Source organism: Wenyingzhuangia heitensis (genome assembly GCF_011762155.1).
Lineage (GTDB): Bacteria > Bacteroidota > Bacteroidia > Flavobacteriales > Flavobacteriaceae > Wenyingzhuangia > Wenyingzhuangia heitensis.
In genome coordinates, this window is sequence record NZ_JAASQL010000006.1 from 105,831 (window position 1) to 131,110 (window position 25,280).

Annotated in this window: 20 protein-coding genes; 10 read left to right on the plus strand and 10 right to left on the minus strand. The window is 32.7% G+C overall.

Features of this window, described 5'->3' with window-relative positions; all coding sequences use genetic code 11:
• Positions 1-439 precede the first annotated feature (439 nt).
• Positions 440-2,035, plus strand: coding sequence for a phospholipase D-like domain-containing protein (locus tag FHR24_RS14445; protein WP_167190520.1), 1,596 nt, complete (start codon positions 440-442; stop codon positions 2,033-2,035).
• Positions 2,036-2,117: 82 nt separating this feature from the next.
• Here FHR24_RS14445 and FHR24_RS14450 read toward each other — a convergent pair whose 3' ends face one another.
• Complete coding sequence (locus tag FHR24_RS14450; protein WP_167190523.1) at positions 2,118-2,603, minus strand: Lrp/AsnC family transcriptional regulator; 486 nt, start codon at positions 2,601-2,603, stop codon at positions 2,118-2,120.
• A gap of 135 nt (positions 2,604-2,738) precedes the next feature.
• Between FHR24_RS14450 and FHR24_RS14455 the strand changes: the two genes are divergently transcribed.
• From FHR24_RS14455 to FHR24_RS14465, 3 genes are all read left to right on the plus strand, one after another.
• Positions 2,739-3,752 (plus strand): DUF1852 domain-containing protein, encoded by a 1,014-nt coding sequence (locus tag FHR24_RS14455; RefSeq protein WP_167190526.1) that lies wholly within the window; start codon positions 2,739-2,741, stop codon positions 3,750-3,752.
• Positions 3,753-3,779: 27 nt separating this feature from the next.
• The gene (locus FHR24_RS14460) at positions 3,780-4,808 is read left to right on the plus strand and encodes a methionine synthase (RefSeq protein WP_167190529.1); all 1,029 of its coding nucleotides are present in this window, start codon (positions 3,780-3,782) and stop codon (positions 4,806-4,808) included.
• A 104-nt stretch (positions 4,809-4,912) separates the two neighbouring features.
• A complete protein-coding gene (locus FHR24_RS14465; RefSeq protein ID WP_167190532.1) occupies positions 4,913-5,749 on the plus strand; it encodes a sulfite exporter TauE/SafE family protein in 837 nt (278 codons plus the stop codon).
• 695 nt (positions 5,750-6,444) lie between these two features.
• Here FHR24_RS14465 and FHR24_RS14470 read toward each other — a convergent pair.
• From FHR24_RS14470 to FHR24_RS14490, 5 genes are all read right to left on the minus strand, one after another.
• Positions 6,445-6,750: a GIY-YIG nuclease family protein gene (locus FHR24_RS14470; RefSeq protein WP_167190535.1), complete on the minus strand. Its 306-nt coding sequence runs from the start codon at positions 6,748-6,750 to the stop codon at positions 6,445-6,447.
• A gap of 291 nt (positions 6,751-7,041) precedes the next feature.
• On the minus strand, positions 7,042-8,262 hold the full coding sequence (locus FHR24_RS14475) for an ABC transporter permease (RefSeq protein ID WP_167190537.1): 1,221 nt from the start codon (positions 8,260-8,262) through the stop codon (positions 7,042-7,044).
• Positions 8,263-8,264: 2 nt separating this feature from the next.
• On the minus strand, positions 8,265-9,008 hold the full coding sequence (locus FHR24_RS14480) for an ABC transporter ATP-binding protein (RefSeq protein WP_167190540.1): 744 nt from the start codon (positions 9,006-9,008) through the stop codon (positions 8,265-8,267).
• A 9-nt stretch (positions 9,009-9,017) separates the two neighbouring features.
• On the minus strand, positions 9,018-10,238 hold the full coding sequence (locus tag FHR24_RS14485) for an efflux RND transporter periplasmic adaptor subunit (RefSeq protein WP_167190543.1): 1,221 nt from the start codon (positions 10,236-10,238) through the stop codon (positions 9,018-9,020).
• A 5-nt stretch (positions 10,239-10,243) separates the two neighbouring features.
• A complete protein-coding gene (locus FHR24_RS14490) occupies positions 10,244-11,569 on the minus strand; it encodes a TolC family protein (RefSeq protein ID WP_167190546.1) in 1,326 nt (441 codons plus the stop codon).
• Positions 11,570-11,942: 373 nt separating this feature from the next.
• Here FHR24_RS14490 and FHR24_RS14495 point away from each other — a divergent pair, with 373 nt between their 5' ends.
• The 4 genes from FHR24_RS14495 to FHR24_RS14510 are packed head-to-tail and all read left to right on the plus strand — an operon-like array spanning position 11,943 to position 18,144.
• Positions 11,943-12,428, plus strand: a complete 486-nt coding sequence (locus FHR24_RS14495; RefSeq protein WP_167190549.1) for a GbsR/MarR family transcriptional regulator — start codon at positions 11,943-11,945, stop codon at positions 12,426-12,428.
• Positions 12,429-12,430: 2 nt separating this feature from the next.
• Complete coding sequence (locus FHR24_RS14500; protein ID WP_167190552.1) at positions 12,431-13,558, plus strand: efflux RND transporter periplasmic adaptor subunit; 1,128 nt, start codon at positions 12,431-12,433, stop codon at positions 13,556-13,558.
• 23 nt (positions 13,559-13,581) lie between these two features.
• On the plus strand, positions 13,582-16,722 hold the full coding sequence (locus FHR24_RS14505) for an efflux RND transporter permease subunit (protein WP_167190555.1): 3,141 nt from the start codon (positions 13,582-13,584) through the stop codon (positions 16,720-16,722).
• A 3-nt stretch (positions 16,723-16,725) separates the two neighbouring features.
• Positions 16,726-18,144: an efflux transporter outer membrane subunit gene (locus FHR24_RS14510; protein ID WP_167190558.1), complete on the plus strand. Its 1,419-nt coding sequence runs from the start codon at positions 16,726-16,728 to the stop codon at positions 18,142-18,144.
• Positions 18,145-18,270: 126 nt separating this feature from the next.
• Here the strand turns inward: FHR24_RS14510 and FHR24_RS14515 are convergent, their stop codons facing one another.
• From FHR24_RS14515 to FHR24_RS14530, 4 genes are read right to left on the minus strand one after another with little or no spacing between them, the layout of a single operon-like run.
• On the minus strand, positions 18,271-18,750 hold the full coding sequence (locus tag FHR24_RS14515; RefSeq protein WP_167190562.1) for a hypothetical protein: 480 nt from the start codon (positions 18,748-18,750) through the stop codon (positions 18,271-18,273).
• A 39-nt stretch (positions 18,751-18,789) separates the two neighbouring features.
• Entirely contained in the window at positions 18,790-19,953 is a 1,164-nt protein-coding gene (locus FHR24_RS14520) for a sigma-54-dependent transcriptional regulator (protein ID WP_167190565.1), read from the minus strand.
• A 7-nt stretch (positions 19,954-19,960) separates the two neighbouring features.
• The gene (locus FHR24_RS14525; RefSeq protein WP_167190568.1) at positions 19,961-21,208 is read right to left on the minus strand and encodes an ABC transporter permease; all 1,248 of its coding nucleotides are present in this window, start codon (positions 21,206-21,208) and stop codon (positions 19,961-19,963) included.
• Positions 21,201-22,121: an ABC transporter ATP-binding protein gene (locus FHR24_RS14530; protein WP_167190571.1), complete on the minus strand. Its 921-nt coding sequence runs from the start codon at positions 22,119-22,121 to the stop codon at positions 21,201-21,203. Before FHR24_RS14530 ends, FHR24_RS14525 begins: the two co-directional genes overlap by 8 nt.
• Before the next feature lie 283 nt (positions 22,122-22,404).
• Between FHR24_RS14530 and FHR24_RS14535 the strand changes: the two genes are divergently transcribed.
• A complete protein-coding gene (locus FHR24_RS14535) occupies positions 22,405-22,836 on the plus strand; it encodes a MarR family winged helix-turn-helix transcriptional regulator (RefSeq protein WP_167190574.1) in 432 nt (143 codons plus the stop codon).
• A gap of 2 nt (positions 22,837-22,838) precedes the next feature.
• Positions 22,839-25,241: a 3-hydroxyacyl-CoA dehydrogenase/enoyl-CoA hydratase family protein gene (locus FHR24_RS14540; RefSeq protein ID WP_167190577.1), complete on the plus strand. Its 2,403-nt coding sequence runs from the start codon at positions 22,839-22,841 to the stop codon at positions 25,239-25,241.
• Positions 25,242-25,280: the final 39 nt, after the last annotated feature.

Consider the following 25,280-nt stretch of genomic DNA (forward strand, 5'->3'; position numbering starts at 1 on the left):
ATTATTTTAATTTTTGAACGATCTCATCACGGTGTTCGAGCGAAGTCGAGAACCCTGTCAGTTCGAGTTTCTTTTGCTGTAGTAAACAGAAGTAAAAGAAGTATTGAGAACAGTAGAGTACTTTTACAATCAGTTAAGATTTCACATCTCGACTTCGCTCGATGACCTTATTGTTTCAATTTTTCAACGATCTAATCACGGTGTTCGAGCGGAGTCGATAACCTTGTCAGTTCGAGTGTCCTGAACTCGTTTCAGGATGTATCGAGAACAGGGTTAACTAGTATAATAATACTTCTCGATACTCGTGACTCCATTACATTTCGTAATTAACTGGAAGTGACAATAAATAACATTTGTTAAAAACTTTACTTGTTTGTGGAAAAGTATGCCTTTCTTTAATTACTTATTATAGGTAGTTTTACAAAGAAAACAACAGTAAATGAAAACAACTTTCTTAGGACACGGACTTAGTTCTGATAAAAAAAATAATGTCAGAAAACAACTTGCTGAATCTTTTGAAAGTAAAAAATACAAAAAAATTTATGGATTTGTTGCTTTTGCAACCCTTTCTGGAATTAAGCCCTTAAAGTCAAAGCTTAAAATAGCCAAATCAAATTTCGAAGAAATCAAATTCTTTATTGGAATTAATGGTAATATTACTAGTGAAGAAGCTCTTGAGTTTTTATTAAATGAGAATATTGAAACATATATTTATTATGATGAATCAATTCCCGAGAAAATTTATCATCCAAAATTATTCTTGTTTGAGGGTAAAGAAGTTTCTAGAATAATCATTGGTTCTACAAATCTTACAAATCGAGCAATTAATTTAAATGTGGAAGCATCAATACAATTAGACCTTGAGTTAGATGACTTAAATACACTTACTGAAATTAAAGATTATTATTCAAGTCTCCTCGACCTTTCTTCACCAAATTTAAAATTGCTTTCATACGATTATTTAGAAATTTTAAAAAAACGAGGTCTATTATCTAATGGAAATAATGATGAAGACAATGAAAATGACAAGGACGACCACGAAATTAAAAAGAGATATGAATATGACAAAAAGTTCACAGAAAACGATAAAGAAAAATTTGATACGTTATTAGATAGATATATTTTATATAAAAAAGCTAAAAGACCTGATGGAATAGTAAGTAAACACGCAAAGGACAAAGAATTATTCAGATGGTATCAAAAAATGCACGGTTTATACAATCAAGAGACAAATTCACTGCCTTTTGAATGTTTTGAAAGGTTACTCGAAGCAGAATTTCCTTTCGATGGTATTGGTAGAGAGAATAAAAGAGTAATCGAATGGGAAAAAAACTTTAATAAATTAGTAGAACATAAAAACAAAGTAAGCCCTGATACTGATTATACTTATATCCCACAATTTAAAAATAAATACCATCCTTATTATGAAATTGGTAGATGGTGTGCTTGGCAAAAACAAAGAAGAAAAGGAAATAAAAATTATGGACCATTACTAACTACTCACGAAGAAAAGAGGATGAAATCTATAAATTTCATTTGGGATTATGATAGTAAAATGTATGGCCGTGCAAAAGATGATGAATGGAAAGATACTTTGAAAGAACTTGAAAAATATTACAATATCAAAATAAATAACAAAACCGTTCCTTCACAAAAAACATATATTGGGCATTGGCTAAGTGACCAAATGTCTTTTAAAACCAAACAAGATAGAGAGGGTAGAAATGACTTACTAAGTTCAGAAAAAGAAGAAATGCTAGGGAAACTTCTAATTAAAAATGGAGTTGAATGGGAATGGAGAAAACAAAAAGAAAGAGAGAGTATTGAAAGTAAAATTAAAAGTTGGCAGTTTGTTGAAAAGTTAAAAACTGAAGGCACATACAAAAAATTCAGAGAGGAAAATCCAAAGGTTATAATTAAATATAACGATGATGTTGCTCAATTAAGAAGTCATACAAAAAGATGGAATAATGAAAAAAATAAATGGAAATTTGAACTTGTTGACAAAGTTGGATTTCCCTATAGTAAGGAATAAATGTCTGCACCAAAAACCATATATAATTAATTATTTTATTAGCTAAACTACGCAATAAACTATATTCATCAACCGTAATCCATCATATAGGCACAGCATAATTGTGTTTTATCACCCCAATAACAAAGGTACTGTGTGCACTACCAATATTTTTTACAGAACCTAACTCGTTAATTACAAAAGATTGATAATCTTTCATATCCTTGACCATAATTTTTAATAAAAAATCGTAGTCTCCAGAAATATTGTAACACTCAACCACTTCTTTTAGTGAAACAATATCTCTAACAAACCTATTCCCTATTTCTTTGGTATGTTCCTTTAACGTGATATTGCAAAATACCGTTAAATTTTTACCTGCTTTTTCTGCATTTACAATCGCCGTGTATTTTTCTATCAAACCTTCTTTTTCAAACCGTTTGATTCTCTCATAAACAGGAGTTGGAGATAAATTTACACGGGCTGCTATTTCTTTAGTTGTCAATTTCGCATCTTTTTGAAGCACTCTTAGCAACTCCAAGTCAATTAAATCTAAGCTTTCTACAGAAAAATTATCTGTTTTTTTCATTTCTACACTCTATAAAAGATTAATTATCTGTAAAAATACACCAAATAGATTAATTATCTGATTTTATACACAAATTAAATTAATTCATCTTTTATATTCAATTTTACAGAATGAAACACCAAATAGAATCATCAAATGAAAACAACATTATTAGAAAACGCTAAAACAAACAAACAGGAGAATATTGCATTCACACTAAAGAGTATTTGTTTTAACGAAAACTATACTCCAGCCAACAGCACACGTACAACCACCAATTTTGCAAACTTGGCAAGAGGAGCAAATCGTAAAGAAAACTTACGCAATACTATTTGTATGATGAACAATCGTTTTAATGATTTGGCTACTTGGGACAATCCTAATAACAATCGTTATTCGGTGGAGCTAGAAATTGTTTCTGTAGATTTAGATATTGAGGGGAATGGCACAACATTCCCATCTATTGAGGTTTTAAAAACATCTATTATTGATCATAAAACAGGCAAACGTATAGATGGTGTTGTTGGGAACAACTTTTCTTCTTATGTGCGTGATTATGATTTTAGTGTGTTGCTTTTAGAACACAACGAGAATAAGGATAACTTTAGCATCCCTCCTAATTTTGGGGAATTACATGGCAATCTATTTAAGTTTTTTGTGAATTCTGAGAGTTACAAAAAAAACTTTGCCAAATTACCGGTGATCTGTTTAAGTGTGTCACACAATAAAATTTATCATCGTACAGGAAACCAACATCCTATATTAGGTTTTGAATACCACGTTAACGAATCCTCTTTAACCGAAGAATACTTTAAAAAAATGGGCTTACAAGTTCGTTATTTTATGCCCCAAAATAGTGTTGCTCCTTTAGCTTTTTATTTTTTTGGTGATTTATTAGCGGATTATACCAACTTTGAATTGATAAGTACGATTAGTACCATGGAAACCTTTCAAAAAATTTATAGACCCGAAATTTACAATGCTAATTCTGTAGCCGGACAGTGTTACAAGCCTAGTTTAAAAAATCAGGATCATTCTTTAACAAAAATTGTTTACAACCGAGAAGAGCGTAGTCAGTTGGCTATTGAACAAGGTAAGTTTGCAGAAAAGCATTTTATAAAGCCTTACAAAAGTATTCTAGAACAGTGGTCTGCAAATAGCTCTCTTTAATTAAAAAAAACACCTTATTATTTTATTATGAAAAAATTATTACCCACATCAACAGTCGGAAGTTTACCCAAACCTACTTGGCTTGCACCCCCAGAAAAACTATGGTCTCCATGGAAATTAGAAGGAAATCAATTGCTTGAAGGAAAACAAGATGCTTTACGTGTTTCTTTGCAAGAACAACAATTGGCAGGGCTAGATATTATTAGTGATGGTGAACAAACACGTCAACATTTTGTGACTACTTTTATTGAATATTTAAGTGGTGTCGATTTTAAAAATCGTAAAACCGTAAAAATTCGTAACCGTTATGAGGCTAGTGTTCCTGTTGTTGTAGATAAAATTGCACGTAAAAAAGCCGTTTTTGTTGAGGATGCTAAATTTTTACGCAAACAGACAAATCAACTTATCAAATGGGCATTACCTGGACCTATGACTATGGTAGATACTTTGTATGATGATCATTACAAAAGCCAAGAAAAATTGGCTTGGGAATTTGCCAAAGTACTGAATGAAGAAGCAAGAGAATTACAAGATGCAGGAGTAGATATTATTCAGTTTGATGAACCTGCTTTTAATGTGTTTTTTGACGATGTAAACGATTGGGGAATGCAAGTATTGGAAAGAGCCATTGAAGGTTTGCACTGCCAAACGGCTATACATATTTGTTATGGTTATGGAATAAAAGCAAACAACGATTGGAAAAAGACATTGGGTTCTGAGTGGCGACAATACGAAGAAATTTTTCCTAAAATTCAAAAATCTAACATAGATATTGTCTCCTTAGAGTGTCATAACTCACATGTACCCTTTAATTTATTAGAACTTATTCGTGGTAAAAAAGTAATGGTTGGTGCTATTGATGTAGCTACTAACACCATAGAAACACCCGAAGAAGTAGCTGCTACGCTACGCAAAGCATTAGAGTTTGTAGATATAAAAAACCTTTACCCTTGTACAAATTGTGGTATGGCTCCTTTGCCTAGAAACATCGCAAATGCTAAGTTGAGTGCTTTAAGTGCAGGAGCAGAAATTATCCGTAAAGAACTTGCGTTATAATCTTATTTTAAAAATCATCATAAGGGTTTCTTTTATTAAGATGCTAATCAAAATTTTAGAACATTCATTAGAAACCCATCAACAATAAAAAATACAATTTACTTATGGATATATTTATTCTTTACTATCTAATTACTGGTGCTTTTGCTGGCTTATTGGCAGGTTTGTTTGGAATTGGTGGAGGTATGATTATTGTACCCGCATTAATTTACATTTTTACAACACAAGGAATTCCTCAAGCTGCACTTACTCATATGGGTATTGGTACCTCTTTAGCCACTATTATTGTAACTTCTATTAGTTCTTTAAGAGCGCACAATAGCAAAGGTGCGGTTAACTGGAATGTCTGGAAACGCATGGCACCAGGATTGGTGATTGGTTCTTTAATTGGTGCCGGTATTGCCTCTATGATTAACGGTAATTCGCTTCAAGCAGTTATTGGAGTAGGTGCTTTTTTAATAGGATTAAAAATGTTGTTTGTAAAAAATAAAGGCCTAGAAGAAGATGATTTAAGCAAACTCCCTTCACCTGTTGGACAAACTAGTTTAGGAGGTTTTGTGGGAATGGTTTCTGCAATTTTTGGTATTGGTGGAGGTACTTTAACGGTTCCGATATTGAGCAATTATGGATTAAAAATTCAGAATGCAGTAGGTACATCGGCTGCCTGTGGCTTGCCTATTGCGACTGCGGGTGCTATTGGATTTTTGTACTTTGGACAATTTGTAGATGCCAATATAAAAGACTCTTTGCCTAATGGGGTGTTTGGTTTTGTACACATGTACGCATTTATTTGTTTGAGTTTTGCTAGCTTTTTTACCGCTCGTGTTGGTGCAAAATTGGCACATAAATTACCTGCAGCAACCTTAAAAAAAGGATTTGCAGTATTGTTATTAATTGTAGGTATTAAATTAGTATTGAATTCTGATGTTTTTACAATTTAACTCCTCTTTATTATTTACTTAAACAACTTTTGTGTTCGTAAAAACAATTTTATCATGACAAACCTAAACTATTTTTTAATAGACCTTGTGAATGTATCTTGTGTTGATACTGTATGCCTTTTCCCGATTGAAACACAAGGGTTAGAAACAGAAGTATGCCTTATTAGTATCTAATACTTTTTATACGGTGTTTGAGTGGAGTAGAGAACTTGTCATTTTATTGTAAAGGGTGTTCGAGTGAAGTCGAGAACTAACATGTTTTCTTGGTTTAAATGCCCATACATTTTGCTTCTCGACTTCGCTCGTAAGACCTTAACGTTTAGCACTGGTAGTTTGATGAACTTTTTATGTGTGTACTTAAAAACTCAACATATTATAACACACGGTGTTCGAGCGCAGTCGAGAACTCAATATATTGCTATAGATTTATGAATTTACTAGAATTCTACTTCTCGACTCTACTTCGTCTCCGCTCAGCGCGGGCTGCTCGAAGACCATAATATTTTGAGAATATGTTTGTACAAACTACTCAGAGACTTTGAAAATATATAACACGTAATCTAGTATGTATGAGTCATCATATTATAGGGTTCGAGCGCAGTCGAGAACTAATATGTTTCCTTGGTTTAAATGCCCATACATTTTGTTTCTCGACTTCGCTTGAAGACTATTATGGTTGGACTCTCAATGCTTCCCTAATTTTTATTTTTAAAATGTGTGTTATTCTTACATTCTGAAAGCACAGGTAAGAGTTCCCAATTGTTTTCAATCATTGCTTTCTTTTTAGCATGTGACCATTTTTGAATCTTCTTTTCATAATAAAAAGCATCAGCTACTTTTAAAAAATATTCTTGAAATACTAAGGTCACTGGCAATCTAGTTTTTGTGTAATTAGCTCCTTTTTTTGATTGATGTTCTGCTAATCTTTTTTCTAAATCCCTAGTGCTTCCGGTGTAGTATGTTCCATCAGAACATTGCAATATGTATACGTATCCAGCCATCTTTTACCCTAAGATAAGAATTATTTTATCTTTTTAAGCATTCTACTTCTCGACTCCGCTCGAAGACCATAATATTTTGAGAATATGTTTGTACAAACTACTCAGAGACCTTGAAAATATATAACACGTAATATAGTATGTATAAGTTATTATATTAAAGGGTGTTCGAGCGCAGTCGAGAACTAATATGTTTCCTTGGTTCGAATGCCGATTCCCTGTACTTCTCGACTCCGCTCGAAGACCGTAATATTTTGGGAGTATTTTATTACAAATTGCTCAGACACCTATAGCTTACTCATAACGCAAAGCCGTGATAGGATCTAAAGCTGCTGCTTTTCTTGCAGGATACCATCCAAAAAAGATACCCGTTACAGCACAGACGGCAAAAGAAATGACAATTGAATACATGGCAACACTTGTAGGCCAATGTAAAAATTGCTCTATCAAAAAGGTAGCACTTAAACCTAATAACACTCCTAAAACTCCACCCGTAATACTAATTAAAATAGCCTCTATTAAAAACTGCATTAAAATATCAGAGCCTTTCCCTCCTACGGCCATTCTTAGTCCAATCTCTTTGGTACGTTCTTTTACGGATACATACATAATATTCATAATTCCAATTCCACCAATCAACAAAGAAATACTGGCAACGGCTACTAATAATACTGTTAACATTTCACTGGTAGAACTAAAGGTTGATATTAATTCTTCCATTGAACGGACACTAAAATCATCATCCTCATGATCCATCAATTTATGTTGCGTACGTAAAATTTCAGTGACTTGTGTTACTGCTTCTGGAGCATCCTCTTCACTTATTGCCGATGCCATTACTTGATTTAAATAATCTATAGCTAGAATACGTTTTTGTACTGTTGTAAAAGGAGCAATCACCACATCATCTTGATCTTGTCCAAATGTATTTTCTCCTTTTTCTTCTAAAACTCCAATCACTTTAAAAGGAATGTTATCAAAACGAATCATTTTTCCTACAGGTTCTTCTCCATCAGGAAAGACATTGTCAACTACGGTTTGACCAATCAACACTACTTTAGAAGCTTTTTGTACATCAATATCCGTAAACATACTTCCGCTTTGTAACCCCACTACTTTAATACTTAAATACTCTGGATTGACACCATAAATAGTACTTGGCCAGTTGTTGGCTCCATTAATTACTTGGCCACCACCATTCACAACCGGAGTGATATAACTTAATAGATTAGATTGTTCTTTAATCGCTTCATAATCTTTAAGCGTTAACGTTTGTACATCTCCTCCACTTCCTCTTGCAGGTCCTCTAGTATCTGCTCCAGGCTGAATGGTAATCATATTAGATCCCATGGCAGAAATGGTGGTGCGAATACTTTCTTTAGAACCTTCTCCAATAGCCAACATGGCAATTACAGAAGCTACACCAATAATAATTCCCAACATGGTTAGCAAAGTTCTTACTTTGTTCAGCACAATGGCTTTAAAGGCTATTTTTAATAGGTTTAATATTCTCATAATTAATGATTTTCTTTAGGAAGTTTGGCTAATTCTGCCGCTGCCGATTGTATGTTGTTATTCTTAGCATCTTTTATCACAGCTCCATCTTTTAAGACCACCGTTCTACTGCTAAACATAGCAATGTCAGGTTCGTGTGTGACAAAAGTAATGGTGATTCCTTGTCTGTTTAATTCTTGAAACAAGGTCATAATCTCATACGATGTTCGGGTATCTAAATTCCCTGTAGCTTCATCGGCTAAAATCATTACAGGATTGTTTACCAAAGCTCTAGCAATAGCCACACGTTGTTGTTGACCTCCAGAAAGTTGAGAAGGTGTGTGATGTAATCTTTCTCCTAAACCAACCATTTCTAATGCCTTTAAAGCTCTTGCTCTGCGTTCTTCTGTAGAGACTTTACTGTTGTACAAAAGCGGTAATTCCACATTTTCTATGGCTGATGTTCTTGCTAGTAAATTATAAGATTGAAAAATAAACCCAATCTTTTCGTTACGGATGGTTGCCAATTCATTTTTAGTTAAATCTTTGACTTTTACCCCATCAATTTCATAAATTCCAGAAGTAGGCTGATCCAAACAACCTAAAATATTTAGCATGGTACTTTTTCCCGAACCACTAGATCCCATAATGGTGACAAACTCTCCTTCTTTTATAGAAAAAGAAACACCTTTTAAGGCATGAACCACTTCTGTTCCCATGGTAAACTCACGCTTTAAATCTTCTATTTTTATAATTTCTTTTGTCATGATAGTTTATTATTTTTTACCTCCTGGTCTTTGTGGCATAAATGGACTTTCTTCTTTTCCTCCTTGTGATTTTGCATCAGCAGGATTCACACTTTTTAAACTATAGACTAGTTTATCTCCTTCAGAAATTCCGTCTACTATTTGTACGTTTACACCATCGCTTGCTCCTAAGGTTACTTTTTGGGATTTAATTTCTCCATTGCTATTGTACACCCAAACTGAACTTCCTGATTTTTTTGGAGTTCTCACCGCTGGTCTTTCTTTTGTAGATGATGCAATATTTTGTTGTTCGTTATACGTTGCTAACTCCGCAGGTGTTGGTTTAAAATTGATGGCTTTGGCCTCTACAGATAATACATCATTTAATTCTAAAGTATAAATAGATGTAGTTGCTGTTAATCCTGGTTTTAATTTTAAATCGGGATTGTCTGCTTTGATTACGACTGTATAAGTAACTACGTTAGAGGTAATGGTAGGATCTAAACGAACTTGTGTTACCACACCATTAAAAGTATGTCCTTGATAAGCATCTACCGTAAACGTTACACGTTGTCCTTCTTTTACCTCTCCTATATCTGCTTCATCCACATCTGCCTCTACCTGCATTTCTTTTAAATCTTGTGCAATGGTAAAAAGTGTTGGGGTGCTATAACTAGCTGCAACGGTTTGTCCTTCATCTATGTCTCTAGACAATACCACTCCATCAATAGGAGAATAAATATTGGCATAACTTAAATTGGTTTTTGCTTTTTCTAAATCTGACAAACGTTGAATAGCGGTTCCTTTTGCGGTTTCATAATTGTACAAAGCCTCATCATAATCAGACTTGCTAATTACCTTGTTGTCATACAATGTTTTCTGCCTGCTGTAAATAATTTCTTGATAGTTTTTTTGACTTATCGCATTGTCATAAGCAGCCTGTGCTTGTATGGTTGCTTGGTTTAAATTGGTTTTATCCAACTCGGCAATTAACTGCCCTTCTTTTACAATACTGTTGTAGTCAACGTATATTTTTTCTACCACTCCAGATACCTGTGTCCCTACTTCTACCTGCGTAATAGGCTCTATAGTTCCTGTAGCTGTAACCATGGTAGTTACGTTTTCTTTTTTTGCTTTGATGGTTTTTACCTCTATAGGAGCAGGTTTGTTTCCTGTTAATAAACTAAATCCAACAGCAGCAACTACAATTAGTACTATGCTCCCTATAAGTATGTTTTTTTTATTTTTCATTTTGATTATAATTTAATGTCGTTTCCTTGATAAAATTGAAGTAATTGATGGTATAAAATATTTAGGTATTTGGCCTGTAAGTAATTCTGTTCTGCATTGGTATAGGTGTTTTGAGCAATAACCAAGTCTACGGTGCTTAATGCATTTAACTCGTGTTTTTTCTGAGCTAGTTTGTAAGATTCCTTAGCCGCAACCCTAGCAGATTCTGCCGCTACTAATTGTTCTTGTGATGCTTGTGAATTTTGCCAAGCGGTTTCTATTTTTTGAAACAATTCTTTTTTAGTAGTCTGGTACGCTAATTCAGATTTTTCAATTGTAATTTTAGCATTCTTTACTTTTGTTTTGGTCTGATTTTTATTAAAGATGGGAATACTTAACGTCAATCCTATTTTTTGGTTAAAGTTGACATCTATTTGATCAAAAAACTGAGAATCATTATTACTAGAATAACCAGAACCTATACTCCCCGATAAACTTAAAGAAGGTAAATATGCACCTTTGGCAATGTCTAAATCCTTTTTATCTATAGCTACTTGCATTAAACTTGCGTTTAATTCTGGCAAAGTTTCTAAAGCCGTATTAAAAACAGATACTTTGCTCACTAACAATTCCGTATGTATTTCATCGTTTTTAATTTCTTTAATTTGTAAAGTATCTAAAGGTGTTAATTCTAACAATTGTTTTAAAACTAACAACTGTTGTTCGTAATTGTTTTTAGCATTAATTAAATTGTATTGTTGTGTAGCTGCTTGCGATTGTGCGTTTGTATAATCGCTTAACGGAATGGTTCCTGCCTCATAAGTAGACTTTGTTCTTTCTACTTCTTTTAAAGAAGCATCCAAATTGTTTTCTGCAATGTAAATTCCTTCTTTAGCGTATAGAGTTTGTACATAAGCTTCTAACACACTCAATTCAATATTATTTTTAGCAGCCTCTACAAAAAACGAATTTTGTTGTACCAATAATTTACTTTGATCTACTTGGTTGCGAATTTGATTTCCTTGATATAAAGTCATAGAAGCATTAATTCCGGCATTGGTTGCATGAATTTGCTCTGTTACAAAATCACTCGTAATAGGATCAATGGAGTTTCCGTTGGCTAAATTTTGCGAAACACTACCACTTACACTTGGCAACCAAAGTGATTTGGATTGTGAGTAATTGTTTTCCGCTGTATTTTTAGTCAATTTGGCATTTTTAATAGTAATGTTATGCTCCAATGCATACTCTATACAGTCTTGCAAAGACCATACTTTTAGCTCCTCTTTTACCGTTTGTGCCGATAACAGCAACGAGGAAAACAATGCGATAAGGATAAGTTGTTTTTTCATTTCTAAATCTATTTGATGATTCAAAATTGCAACAAACCTATATTGTGCCCTAGCACTCTAGACACTCCCTTATATTAAATCTACGGAACCCCCTATTCTATCGATAAAGCATTTTATAGTACTAAGTTGTCTTTTAGCTCAACCTCTTTGCCTAGTTTAAGCTCTAAAGGACATGACATCTTTTAGCTCTCTAGCATGTTTTAAAGTGTGTAATAGATAAACAAGGATATTGTATAGACACAAAGCAGTTTTTTTTGGACAAGCATAAACAAATGTTACAATATATTTACAAACTAAATTTTCATGTTCTTTTAGTTCGGTTTTATCCGAACTTAATATATATTTGCAAACAAAAGAACTTAAAAAATAAGATATGATAGAAGATAAAAAGCGATGTCAACTTATAGAAAAGCTAGGAGTACATTTTGAACAAAAAGAAAAAATAGCTCCAGTAGCTGCAAGAATAAAGAGTTATATCATCTTAAATGGTAAAAAGGGAACTACGTTTGAGGAATTAATTGAAAAGTTATGTGCTAGTAAAAGTACCATCTCTACACATTTAACCCATTTACAAGGATCTAATAAAATAACGTATTTCACAAAAATAGGAGATCGTAAAAAGTATTTTATCCTAAATCCAGACAGTATCATTCAAAGTATTGACGAAATGATTTCTACATGGACCCATCAAAGAGATTTACACTCAGAAGTGAAACAATTTAAAGAAGACATGAACCATGACTTAGAAGAAATAGAAAAATTTGATTTGGACTTTCATAGTGACTACGTAGAATTTTTAAATCAAACAATAACATCCGTTTTAATATTAAAAGAAAAATTAATCAACAAAAATAATTAAAAATGAATTCAGTTTATAAAGCAGCAGCACTACTATTAGTCTCTGCAACCTTGTTTAGTTGTGGAAATAGCAAAGCAGCACAAACAGCCCCAGTAGCACCTCCCCCGGCAATACCTGTAGCACAATTACAACAAAAAACAGTTACCGGTTATACAGAATATCCTACCACTATAGAAGGTATTGTGAACAGTGATGTGAGAGCAAAAGTATCAGGATACGTTCAAAAAGTATTGGTAGATGAAGGTGAAAAAGTAAAAAAAGGACAAGTTTTATTTCAATTAGAAACAGAATCTTTAAGTCAGGATGCAAGTGCTGCCAAAGCACGTATTAACGTGGCACAAGTAGAAGTAAATAAATTAATTCCGTTAGTAGAAAAGAAAATTATTAGTCCGGTACAATTAGAAACCGCAAAAGCGAACTTAGAACAAGCAAAAGCAAATTACAGCAGTGTATCTGCTAACATTAGTTATGCGACTATTAAAAGCCCTATTAATGGTTATGTAGGAGCAATCAACTTTAGAGAAGGAGCTTTAATTAGTCCAGCTGATGCAACTCCATTAACAAAAGTAAGTGAAATAAGTAAAGTATACGCATTCTTTAGTTTTAATGAAGCTCAATACCTTAATCATTTACAACGTTACGAAGGAACAACAAAAGCAGAGCGTATTAAAAATGCACCAGATTTAAGTTTGGTATTGGCAAATGGAAAAGTATACTCAGAAAAAGGACGTATACAAACTAGTACAGGACAAATAAATCAAAGCACAGGAACTATTACTATTAGAGCTACTTTTGACAATCCAAACGAATTGTTGACCAATGGAAACAGTGGAAAAATTAGATTCCCTATAGCATATAAAGATGCAATAGTAGTGCCTCAATCTGCAACTTTTGAACAACAAAAAGATATTGTTATATACACGTTAGATAAAGACAATAAAACAAAAGCAACCTTGATAAAAATAGCAGGTGTTGTAAACAATTTATATGTAGTAGAATCAGGTCTAAAAGTAGGTGATAAAATTATTACAACAGGAGTTAATAAATTAAGAAACGGAATGACAATCACTCCACAAGACACTCCATTTGAAGAAGCAATACAACCTATTGCAACGTTGTTTAAAAATTAATATAACCCCGAAACTTTACAATCATGTTAAAAACATTTATTGAAAGACCCGTTCTTTCAACTGTAATCTCTATTATAATAGTTTTATTAGGGGTTATCAGTATCACAAGTTTACCTATAGAGGAATATCCCGATATAGCACCTCCAACCATTAAGGTAACAGCAAATTATACAGGAGCAAACGCAGAAACCGTATTAGAAAGCGTTATTATTCCTATAGAGGAACAAATAAACGGTGTAGAAGGTATGACATACATTACCTCTACAGCATCTAACACAGGAACCGCAGAAATCACGGTTTATTTTGATCAAGAAATGGATGCAGATATTGCAGCGGTAAACGTACAGAACCGTGTAGCAAGAGCTTCTGCTTTATTGCCTCAAGAGGTAAACCAAACAGGTGTAATTACACAAAAACAAGAAACAAGTGCGTTGATGTTTATTTCTATGTATTCTGAAAGTGATGATTACGATGCCACTTTTATTCAGAATTACTTAAAAATTAACGTAATACCTGCAATGCAACGTATTAGCGGTGTTGGAGATGTAAGTGTTTTCTCTCAACAAGATTATGCAATGCGTATCTGGTTAAAACCGGAAAAATTAGCCGCTTATAATTTGATTCCTGCTGATGTTACTGCTGCACTAAAAGAGCAAAACTTAGAGGCTGCAGCAGGTTCTTTAGGACAAAATAATGGAAATTCTTTTTCTTATTCTTTAACCTATAGCGGACGTTTTAAAAAAGAAAATCAATACAGTGACATTGTTATTAAAGCTTTAGGAAACGGACAATTTTTACGTTTAAAAGATGTGGCAACTATAGAATTAGATGCACAGTCTTACGCTTCTAACGCAATGAGTTTAGGAAATCCTGCAGTATTTATGGGTATTTTCCAAACCAAAGGATCTAACGCTCAGGAAATTATAGAAAATATAAAATCAACTTTAGAGACTATAAAGAAAGATCTTCCTGATGGTTTAGATGTTTTTGTACCTTATGATACCAGTTTATTTTTAGGAGCATCTATAGAAAAAGTAATTCATACTTTATTAGAGGCTTTTTTATTAGTATTCTTAGTAGTATTTATCTTTTTACAAGATTTAAGATCTACATTAATACCTGCTATTGCAGTACCTGTATCTATTATTGGTACGTTCTTTTTCTTAAATGTTTTTGGGTATTCTATCAACCTATTAACCTTATTTGCCTTAGTACTAGCTATTGGTATTGTGGTAGATGATGCCATTGTAGTGGTAGAAGCTGTTCACGCTAAAATGGATGATGGTGAAAAGAATCCTAAAACAGCTACTTTGGTTGCTATGAATGAGATTTCTGGAGCTATTATTTCTATTACTTTAGTAATGGCAGCCGTATTTATTCCGGTTACGTTTATTACAGGACCAACAGGAGTATTTTATGAGCAATTTGGAGTTACATTAATTATTGCTATTTTAATTTCAGCTGTAAATGCTTTAACCTTAAGCCCTGCTTTGTGTGCATTGTTATTAAAAGAGCACAAACACGATGAGGAATTAAAAAGTAAAAGTCCGTTACAACGTTTTTATACCTTATTTAACCGTGGATTTAATGCAACCATTCATAAGTACGGAAATTCACTTCAGTTTTTATACAAAAACAAGTTTGTATCTGTTATACTTTTAATTATTGCTGGATTGGGAATTTACTGGGCAGCAAGCACAACCCCAACAGGTTTTGTACCAAATGAAGATAGAGGTATTATTTTTGCCAATGTAGAATTACCAGCTGGAGCATCTTTAGATAGAACAGATGCTGTGACTAGAAAACTATATGATAAAATTCAAGGAATTGAGGGTATTGTAGCTGTAAACTTTATCAAAGGTAGAAGTTTAATTAATGGATCTGGTTCTAATTTTGGAATGGGAATTATTAAGTTAAAAGATTGGAGCGAACGTGAAGACCCTTCTCTTTCTGCACAAGCCATTACAGGAAAACTATTTGGTGTGGCTGCTGGAGTACCAGATGCGAAGATTATTTTCTTCTCACCTCCTAGTATTCGTGGTTTTGGTAACTCTGCTGGTTTTGAAGTAAATTTATTAGATAAATTTGGAGGAGAATTCAAAGATTTAGACAAAGCAAATCAAGAATTCACAATGGCTTTAATGAGTCATCCTGAAATTAAATATGCGCAATCTGCTTTTAACACCAACTATCCACAGTACGAAATGGAAATAAATGTTCCTTTAGCTAAAGAAAAAGGAGTAGATGTTTCTAGTATATTCTCAACATTACAGGGTTATATTGGTGGAATTTATGCTTCCGATTTTTCTAGATTTGGAAAACAATTTAGAGTATATATTCAGGCATTACCAGAAGACAGAGCCGATGTAAATGCTTTAAACAGTATGTTTGTAAGAACAAATGCTGGTAAAATGGCACCTATTACAGAATTTGTAACCTTAGAAAGAGTTTATGGACCTCAAGCGGTAACACGTTTTAACCTATTAAATTCAGCAAGTATATCTGGAGCTACCAACGATGGATATAGTACTGGTGATGCTATTAGAGTTATTGAAGAAGAACTAGCCAAATTACCTAGTAACTATACGGTTGCCTATTCTGGATTAACTCGTGAAGAGGTTAATGCAGGAAGCCAAACAACCTTTATATTTATCTTAAGTATTTTGTTTGTGTATTTCTTATTAAGTGCACAATATGAAAGTTACTTATTGCCTTTTGCTGTTGTATTATCTTTACCTTTTGGAGTATTTGGAGCTTATATAAGTACCAAGTTCTTAGGGTTAGAAAACAATATCTACTTTCAAATTGCTTTGATCATGTTGATTGGTTTGTTAGCCAAAAATGCCATTCTTATTGTAGAAGTTGCATTGCTAAGACGAAAAAATGGAGAAAGTATTGTAGATGCAGCCATTGGTGGAGCAAAATCACGTTTACGTCCAATTTTAATGACATCTTTTGCTTTTATTTTAGGATTAATGCCATTGGTATTAGCAACAGGTGTTGGTTCTGAAGGAAACAAATCTATTGGTACAGGTGCCGTTGGAGGATTGTTAATTGGTACTATTTTAGGAGTTTTTGTAATTCCTATTCTATTTATATTATTCCAATGGTTACAAGAAAAAGTATCTAAAACTGCGATAGAGTTAAACAACGAAATTGATTAAATCATGAAAAGAAACAATAAATATACAACTGTCTTGATGTTAGGAGCCATTACGCTCCTAACCTCTTGCCTAGCTGTTAAAGATTATAAACAACCCGAAGTAAAAGAAACTTCGAAAGAAATATTTAGGGTTGATGAAACAACAGCACAAGAAATGGATACTGTGTCTATGGCAGATGTATCTTGGAAAACAATGTTTACGGATACTTATTTACAAGAATATGTAAACCAAGGATTGCAAAATAATTTTGATTTGCAAATTGCTATCAAACAAATGAATTCTGCAGAATCTTATTTAAAACAAGGAAAAGCAGGGTATTTGCCAACGTTTAGCCTTGGAGCTAATGTAACAGACCAAGGAATCTCTAAAAATAGTAGGTTTGGAGGTTTGTCATCTGATAGAAATATTCAGACATATAGCTTAGCTGGAAACTTATCTTGGGAAGCAGATGTTTGGGGTAAAATACGCAGTAGCAAAAGAGCTAGTTACGCTAGTTATTTAAAATCTACTACCGCACAACAAGCTGTTAGAACAGAGCTAATTTCTAGAATTGTAACAACTTACTATCAACTATTAGCTTTAGATTCACAACTAGAAATTACCGATCAAACTATTGAGGTTCGTAAAAAGGGAGTGGAAACTATTAAAGCTTTAATGGAAGCTGGACAAGTTACACAAGTAGCTGTAGACCAAAATGTAGCACAGTATAACAGTGCAGAAGCGTTGAAAGTAGATTTACAAACAGCTATTTTTAAACTAGAAAACAGTTTGAGTATATTGTTGGGAACATCCCCTAAAAAATTTAAAAGAAGTGTTTTAAACAAACAAGCTATAGATACCGATATGGAAATTGGAGTTCCTGCTTTATTATTAAGCAATAGACCTGATGTAAAATCTGCTCAATATAGTTTGATGGAAACATTTGAATTGAAGAATGTAGCTAGAACAAATTTATATCCTTCTCTAACTTTAACTGCTTCTGGTGGTTTTGAAAGTTTAGCAGTTGATAATTGGTTAAGTGCAAACTCTATATTTACGAATGTAATTGGAGGAATTACACAGCCTATTTTTAATCAAAGAAAATTAAAAACTCAGGTAGAAGTAGCCAAAAACAATGAAGAACAAGCGTTATTAAATTATCGAAAAGCTTTATTAGTTGCAGGTAGTGAAGTTTCTAATGCTTTATTTGCTTATGAAGCTGAAACCACTAAGTTTAAATTTAGAGTAAATGAAGCAGAAGCGTTGAGCAATGCCGAAGTAAATTCTGAAGAATTGCTAAACAACGGATACGCTACTTATTTAGATTTATTAACAGCAAGACAAAGTTCTTTAAGTGCTAAATTAAATTTGGTAGATAGTAAATTACAGCAATTATTAACGGTAGTAGATTTGTACAAAGCCTTAGGTGGTGGATGGAAATAAACCCTATTAAATAGACATAAAAAAGCTCCAACTTTAATTAGTTGGAGCTTTTTTTATGATTGTATTTACATTTATTTTTCTGTTAGCTCTAGTGCAAAGCGTATAGAGAACAAAGTTTATTTATATTTACTGTGCTGGCCATAATGCATTGTCATCATCATCCCATTTTACCCCCAATTGAATTTCTTGTAAAATTTCATTGGTAAACCAAAAGAACATATTTGCTTCATCTACATCAATCAATTCATGATTTGGATTTTCTGGAGTGGAATAATCTTCAAATTCCATCTCACCTAACTCATGTTTTTCTATAAAGTCTTGAACTTCTTTGATCCCTTTTCCTACAAGCCCCACTCCATTTAACTCAAAATAACTTGAATTTATTGTAATGGTTTCTAATTTCCAATTTTCTTCTTCATCAAAAGAAAACGCAATTCCACAGTTATCATAATCCCAAGTTTCTACAGCATCACCTGTTTCAAAATCTTTTTCTACTTCTTTATCTGTAGGCATTCCTAAAATGCTTAAAACATCTGCTTTTAACATTCCAAATTTTACAGCACCAACTCCTGTACCTATTTCAATATTTTTTATTTGTTCAATCATTGTATATATGCTTATTGCCTTTGTTTAATGGTTTATTATTTATTTGCTTGCAAACATTTCTACATCTGTTGCACTAATTTCTTGTTCACCTAAAATCAACAAGCGTTCTACTACATTTCTTAATTCACGAATGTTTCCTGTCCAATTGTAATCTTGTAGTTTTATGATGGCTTCTTTAGAAAAAGACTTAGGTGTAATTCCTTGCTCTTTGGCAATGATATTGATAAAATGCTGAATTAGCACTGGAACATCGTCTCTACGGTTGTTTAAAGATGGAACTTCTATTAAAATAACTGCCAAACGGTGGTATAAATCTTCTCTAAAACGACCTTCTGCTATTTCTTTACGTAAATCTTTATTGGTTGCAGCTAAAACTCTAACATCTACTTTAATGTCTTTATCAGAACCTACTCTGCTAATTTTACTTTCTTGCAAAGCTCTTAATACTTTAGCCTGGGCAGACAAACTCATGTCACCTATTTCATCTAAAAAAATAGTTCCCGCATTGGCCGCTTCAAACTTACCCGCTCTGTCTTTATTGGCACCTGTAAAGGATCCTTTTACGTGTCCAAACAACTCGCTTTCTATCAATTCTGATGGAATGGCAGCACAGTTTACTTCTACCATAGGAGCTTTAGAGCGTTCACTTAAATCGTGCAATCTATGAGCAACTAATTCTTTACCAGTTCCGTTGGGACCAGTAATTAAAACCCTAGCATCTGTTGGTGCTACTTTGTCTATCATTTGTTTGATGTGAGCAATAGGTTTACTCTCACCAATCATTTCATATTTTTTACTAACTTTTTTCTTTAACTGTCTGTTTTCTACAATTAGTTGCTTTTGATCTAAAGCGTTTCTAACTGTGTTTAGCAATCTGTTTAAATCTGGTGGCTTAGAAATATAGTCATAGGCTCCCATTCTCATGGTTTGTACGGCAGTATCTAAATCTCCGTGACCTGAAATCATAATAACAGGAATTTCTGGTTTTAGTATTTTTAATTTTTCCAACACCTCTACTCCATCCATTTTAGGCATTTTAATGTCACACAAAATCAAATCATAATCATTGTTTTGCACCAACTCTAATCCTTTAATTCCATCTTCTACATCTTCTACTAAATAAGCTTTATTTTCATCTGCAATAATTCGTTTTAAAACTCTTCTAATTGCATCTTCATCTTCAATAATTAATATTTTACTCATAAGTTTTTTATTGTTTTTGAAACATCCATTTAATCAATTGCTTTATTTTAGGCTTATTTCCATAGCTTAAAATTCCTATTCTATATATTCTGCTTGCTAAATAAACGGTTGTAATAAAACTAACCAATAATAATGCCAAGGACAAAATTATTTGCCAGGTAGGAACCCCGTACGGAATACGCATTAACATAACAATTGGAGACGTAAAAGGAATAAAAGAAAACAAAGTAGCTGTGCTTCCATTTGGATTGCCATTTACCACAGTAACAATACCAATATATACAGCAAACATAAGGGGCAACAATATAGGATGTACAAATTGTTGGGTATCTGTTTCGCTATTTACAGCAGCTCCTACCGATGCATAAAAACTACTATATAATAAATATCCGCTTAAAAAGAAAAAGGCAAAACTAATCCCTATTTGCACGTAATTAATATCCCAAATAACGGTAAAAATTTGTGCTATTTTTTCTGCTTCTCCCCCTGTTGATGGAAAACTAGATTCTATTAAAAACAAACCTATTAGCAGTAAAAATCCCCAAATAAAGAATTGTAACAATCCTGCCAAAGCATTCCCTATAATTTTACCTAATAAGAGTTGAAAAGGTTTTACGGTGCAGATCATAATCTCTATAACTCGACTGTTTTTTTCTTCTATTATACTTCTCATTACTGAGTTTCCGTAAATAATAACAAACATCATTACCAAATAACCCGCTCCCACAGCAACTGTACCTTTCACCCATTTTTTAATTTCATTTTCTGATTCCTTTTTGTGTGTAATCTTTACAGGAGTCATATTTGATAGTTGAGTAATAACCGCTTCATCAATCTTATTTTGATGTAACAAATAGTTTCTTTTATGTTTTTCTAAAATAGATTTTAAAGATAGAAACGGAATATTTTTATCTCCATAAATTTCCATAATCTTTAATGCAGGGTTTGCATAAATCAATCCATTATAACTAGTATCATCTACCAATTGTATGGCTTGTTTAAAAGAAACGGCACTACCTTTTTCAATATAAATAGCAGGGTGTTGTTTGTAAATATCCTGATTGATTTCTGGAGTCGTGATCGTTAATAACGTTATCTGATTGTCTTTTGCTTTTTCCTCTTTACTAGCAAAGTAAAAAATAGCTGCAAACATACCTAACATTAACAAAGGACTTAAGAAAATTAACACCAAATAAGCTTTACTTCTTACTTTGGTTAAAAACTCTCTTTTTATAATTAATAATAGCTTATGCATTTTCTATTGTTTTTATAAAAATTTCTTGAAGACTAGGAATGTATTGTTTGTATAATTTTAACTCTCCAAGTTTTAAAATATCTTGCAATAAGTTCCTTTCTGTGGTCACTTTAGTAACTTCTAATTTTAACTCTTGCTTATTATCTTCTACTATTAGTGTACTATATGCGTTATTGTTTAAAAAAGTAGCAAGTTGTTCTTTATGGGTATTTACCAAATGAATTTCATAAATTTCTTTGGCATATTTCTTCTGAATTTCTGAAATAGAACCTTGTAATATAATTTCTCCGTTATGAATTAAACTTAAAGCATCACACATGTCCGCCACAGACTCCATTCTGTGTGATGAAAAAATTACGGTAGTTCCTTGTTGGGCTAAATTCTTAATTTCATCTGCTATTAATTGAGCGTTAAGAGGGTCAAACCCGCTAAAAGGTTCATCTAAAATTAACAAATTAGGTTGGTTTAGTACAGTAATAATAAACTGTACTTTTTGAGCCATTCCTTTTGATAAATCTTGAATTTTTTTATTTTTCCAAGTGGTAATATCAAAACGATCTAACCAATAATTCAATTGGTTTTTAGCCTCCATTTTTGTCATTCCTTTTAACTGACCAAAATAAAGAGCTTGTTCTTCAATGGTCATGTTTTTATACAAACCTCTTTCTTCGGGTAAATAACCAAGAGTTTTAATATCTCTAGCAGTCAAGGGTTTTCCGTTAAAAAAAACGTTTCCACGATCTGCTTCTATAATCTGATTTAAGATTCTAATAAGTGTTGTTTTACCCGCTCCATTTTGACCTATTAATCCATAAATAGTTCCTTTATTTATTTGTAGAGAAACTCCTTTTAGAGCCATTTTAGAACCATAGGATTTATGTAAGTTCTGTATATCCAGAATTATTTCTTGCATTACTGCTTTTCTTTAATTTGCAGTTTCAAAGATATTATAATGTTAGGTATATATACGGATATGTTGATTGGAATATTTAAAAATAAAATAATACTGCCTAGTATCTTTTTTACTTTTCTCTATCAAAAAAACTATAAAATTCATTTCACAAAACAAACTAAATCATTGATTTTACTGTTATAAATAAGAATTTGTTAATTAAAACGTTAATTACTTAACAATTTAATTATTTTTTAACTACATATTGTGCATGCATAACTTATTTTTTAATATATTTAAGTCTATGAAAACAACACCCTTTGATTATTTATTTAGAAGTACATGGCAATCCATTAATAAAATGTACAACGAAGAAGCCTTAAAACGAAATAGTGTAATGACTATTGGCTTTGTATTGATATGTATAGACTATAAAGACGGAACTCCCTCTACCCTTTTAGGTCCTAAAATGGGAATTGAAGCTACTAGCCTTTCTAGAACTTTAAAAAGAATGGAAGAACTAGCGTTAATTTACCGGGAAAAAAATCCAGAAGACGGAAGAAGTGTACTCATAAAACTTACTGATAAAGGAAAAGAACAAAGAGAAATTTCCAAACAACTAGTCGTTAAATTCAATAAAACTGTTGAAGAAAATTTGACAGCAAAACAAATAGAAACCTTTAAAGTAATTACAGAAACAATTCATGAGTTAATTGATAAAAAGTTAATTTTTTAAATATGAAAAGAAACATTAATAAAATAGCAGTTATTGGTTCTGGAATTATGGGATCTAGTATTGCATGTCATTTTGCAAACATAGGAGTAGAAGTTTTACTGCTAGACATTGCCCCAAAAGAATTAAATGCAGCAGAAACTGCCAAAGGTTTAGAATTAAACAATCCTTTGGTAAAAAACCGAATTGTAAATACCAATTTACAAAAGACCCTAAAATCCAACCCTGCACCATTATACAATCTAAAGTTTTCAGATAGAATTACTACTGGAAATTTAGAAGATGATATTTCTAAAATTAAAGAAGTAGATTGGATTATAGAAGTAGTTGTAGAACGACTAGACGTTAAGCAAAAAGTATTTGAAGAAATTGAAAAGCATAGAAAACTCGGAACACTTATCACAAGTAACACATCGGGTATTCCAATTCAATATATGAACCAAGGTCGTTCTCAAGATTTTAAAGAACATTTTGCAGTAAGTCACTTTTTTAATCCTCCTAGGTATTTAAAATTATTCGAAATAATTCCTGGTCCGGATTGTAAACCTGAAGTTGTAGATTTTTTAATGAATTTTGGTTCTAAATTTTTAGGAAAAACAACCGTTTTAGCTAAAGATACTCCTGCTTTTATAGGAAACAGAATTGGAATTTTTGGGATTATGAGCATGTTACATATTGTAAAAGATTTAGACATGTCTGTAGAAGAAGTAGACAAATTAACAGGACCTATTATTGGTAGACCTAAATCTGCCACTTTTAGAACAGTAGATGTTGTAGGTTTAGATACTTTGATACACGTAGCCAAAGGTTTGTATGACAATTGTAAATACGATGAAGCTGTGGAGTTATTTAAACTCCCCTCTTTTATGCAAACCATGTTAGACAACAACTGCTTAGGGAGCAAAAGTGGACAAGGTTTTTATAAAAAACATGTAGATGAAAAAGGAAATAAATCGATACTAGCTTTAGATTTAAACACTTTGGAGTATCATCCTTCAAAAAAAGCAAGTTTTACCAGTTTAAATGCAACCAAAACAATAGACAATGTAATTGACAGATTTAAAGTACTAATAACAGGACAAGACAAAGCAGGTACTTTTTACAGAAAAACCTTTGCAGCTTTGTTTGCGTATGTAAGTAATAGAATTCCAGAAATATCTGATGAATTATACAGAATAGATGATGCCATGAAAGCTGGTTTTGGATGGCAACACGGACCTTTTGAAATTTGGGATGCGATAGGTATAGACAAAGGAATTGAATTGATTAAAGCAGAGAACTTGTCTTACGCTACTTGGGTTGATGACTTAAACACTTCTAAAAACTCATCCTTTTACATTGTTAAAGAAGGTAAAAAATATTTTCACAATATTCCTTCAAAAGAAATTACGAAGATACCTGGTCAAGACAGCTTTATTATTCTAAACAATATTAGAGAAACCAAAACAATTTGGTCTAATTCAGAAGCTTCTATACAACATTTAGGAAATGGAGTGTTAAATGTAGAATTTCAATCTAAAATGAACACATTAGGTAGTGGCGTATTACAAGCAATTAACAAAGGGATTGATTTGGCAGAATCGGAATACGATGCTGTGATTTTAGGAAACCAAGCCACTAATTTTTCTGTTGGTGCAAACTTAGCCATGGTCTTTATGTTAGCCATAGAACAAGAGTATGATGAACTAAATTTTGCTATTCAATACTTTCAAAACACCGTGATGAGAATGCGTTATTCCTCTTGCCCTACTCTAATCACACCAAGAGGATTAACTTTAGGAGGAGGATGTGAATTAAGTTTACATGCCGATAAAGTAATAGCTGCTGCAGAAACTTACACAGGTTTAGTAGAGTTTGGTGTAGGAGTAATTCCTGGTGGTGGTGGTACCAAAGAAATGGCCAAAAGAGTTTCTGATGCCGTTTTAAAAGATGATGTGAAGTTAAATAGAATGCGTGATGCTTTTATAAATATTGCCATGGCAAAAGTAGCTACATCAGCACACGAAGCTTTTGATTTAGGTTATTATACACCACATAAAGATTTGGTTGTAGTTAATGAGCATCAACAAATAGCAACAGCAAAAAAACATGCCATTCAGTTATTAGATGATGGATACTTAAAGCCAACACCTCAAAAAGTTAGAGTGTTAGGACAACAAGTATTAGGAATGTTTCAAGTAGGTGCCGATAGTTTGGTAGCAGGAAAATACGCATCAGAACACGATAGACTAATAGCCAATAAGTTAGGGTATGTAATGGCCGGTGGAGATTTATCTGAACCCACAGATGTTTCTGAACAGTATTTATTGAATTTAGAACGTGATGCCTTTTTATCGCTATTAGGAGAAAAGAAAACATTGGAAAGGATTCAGCATATGCTTAAAACAGGAAAACCGTTAAGAAACTAAAGGTTTCTGTTAATGAGATAATAGATATTAGATTTTGAG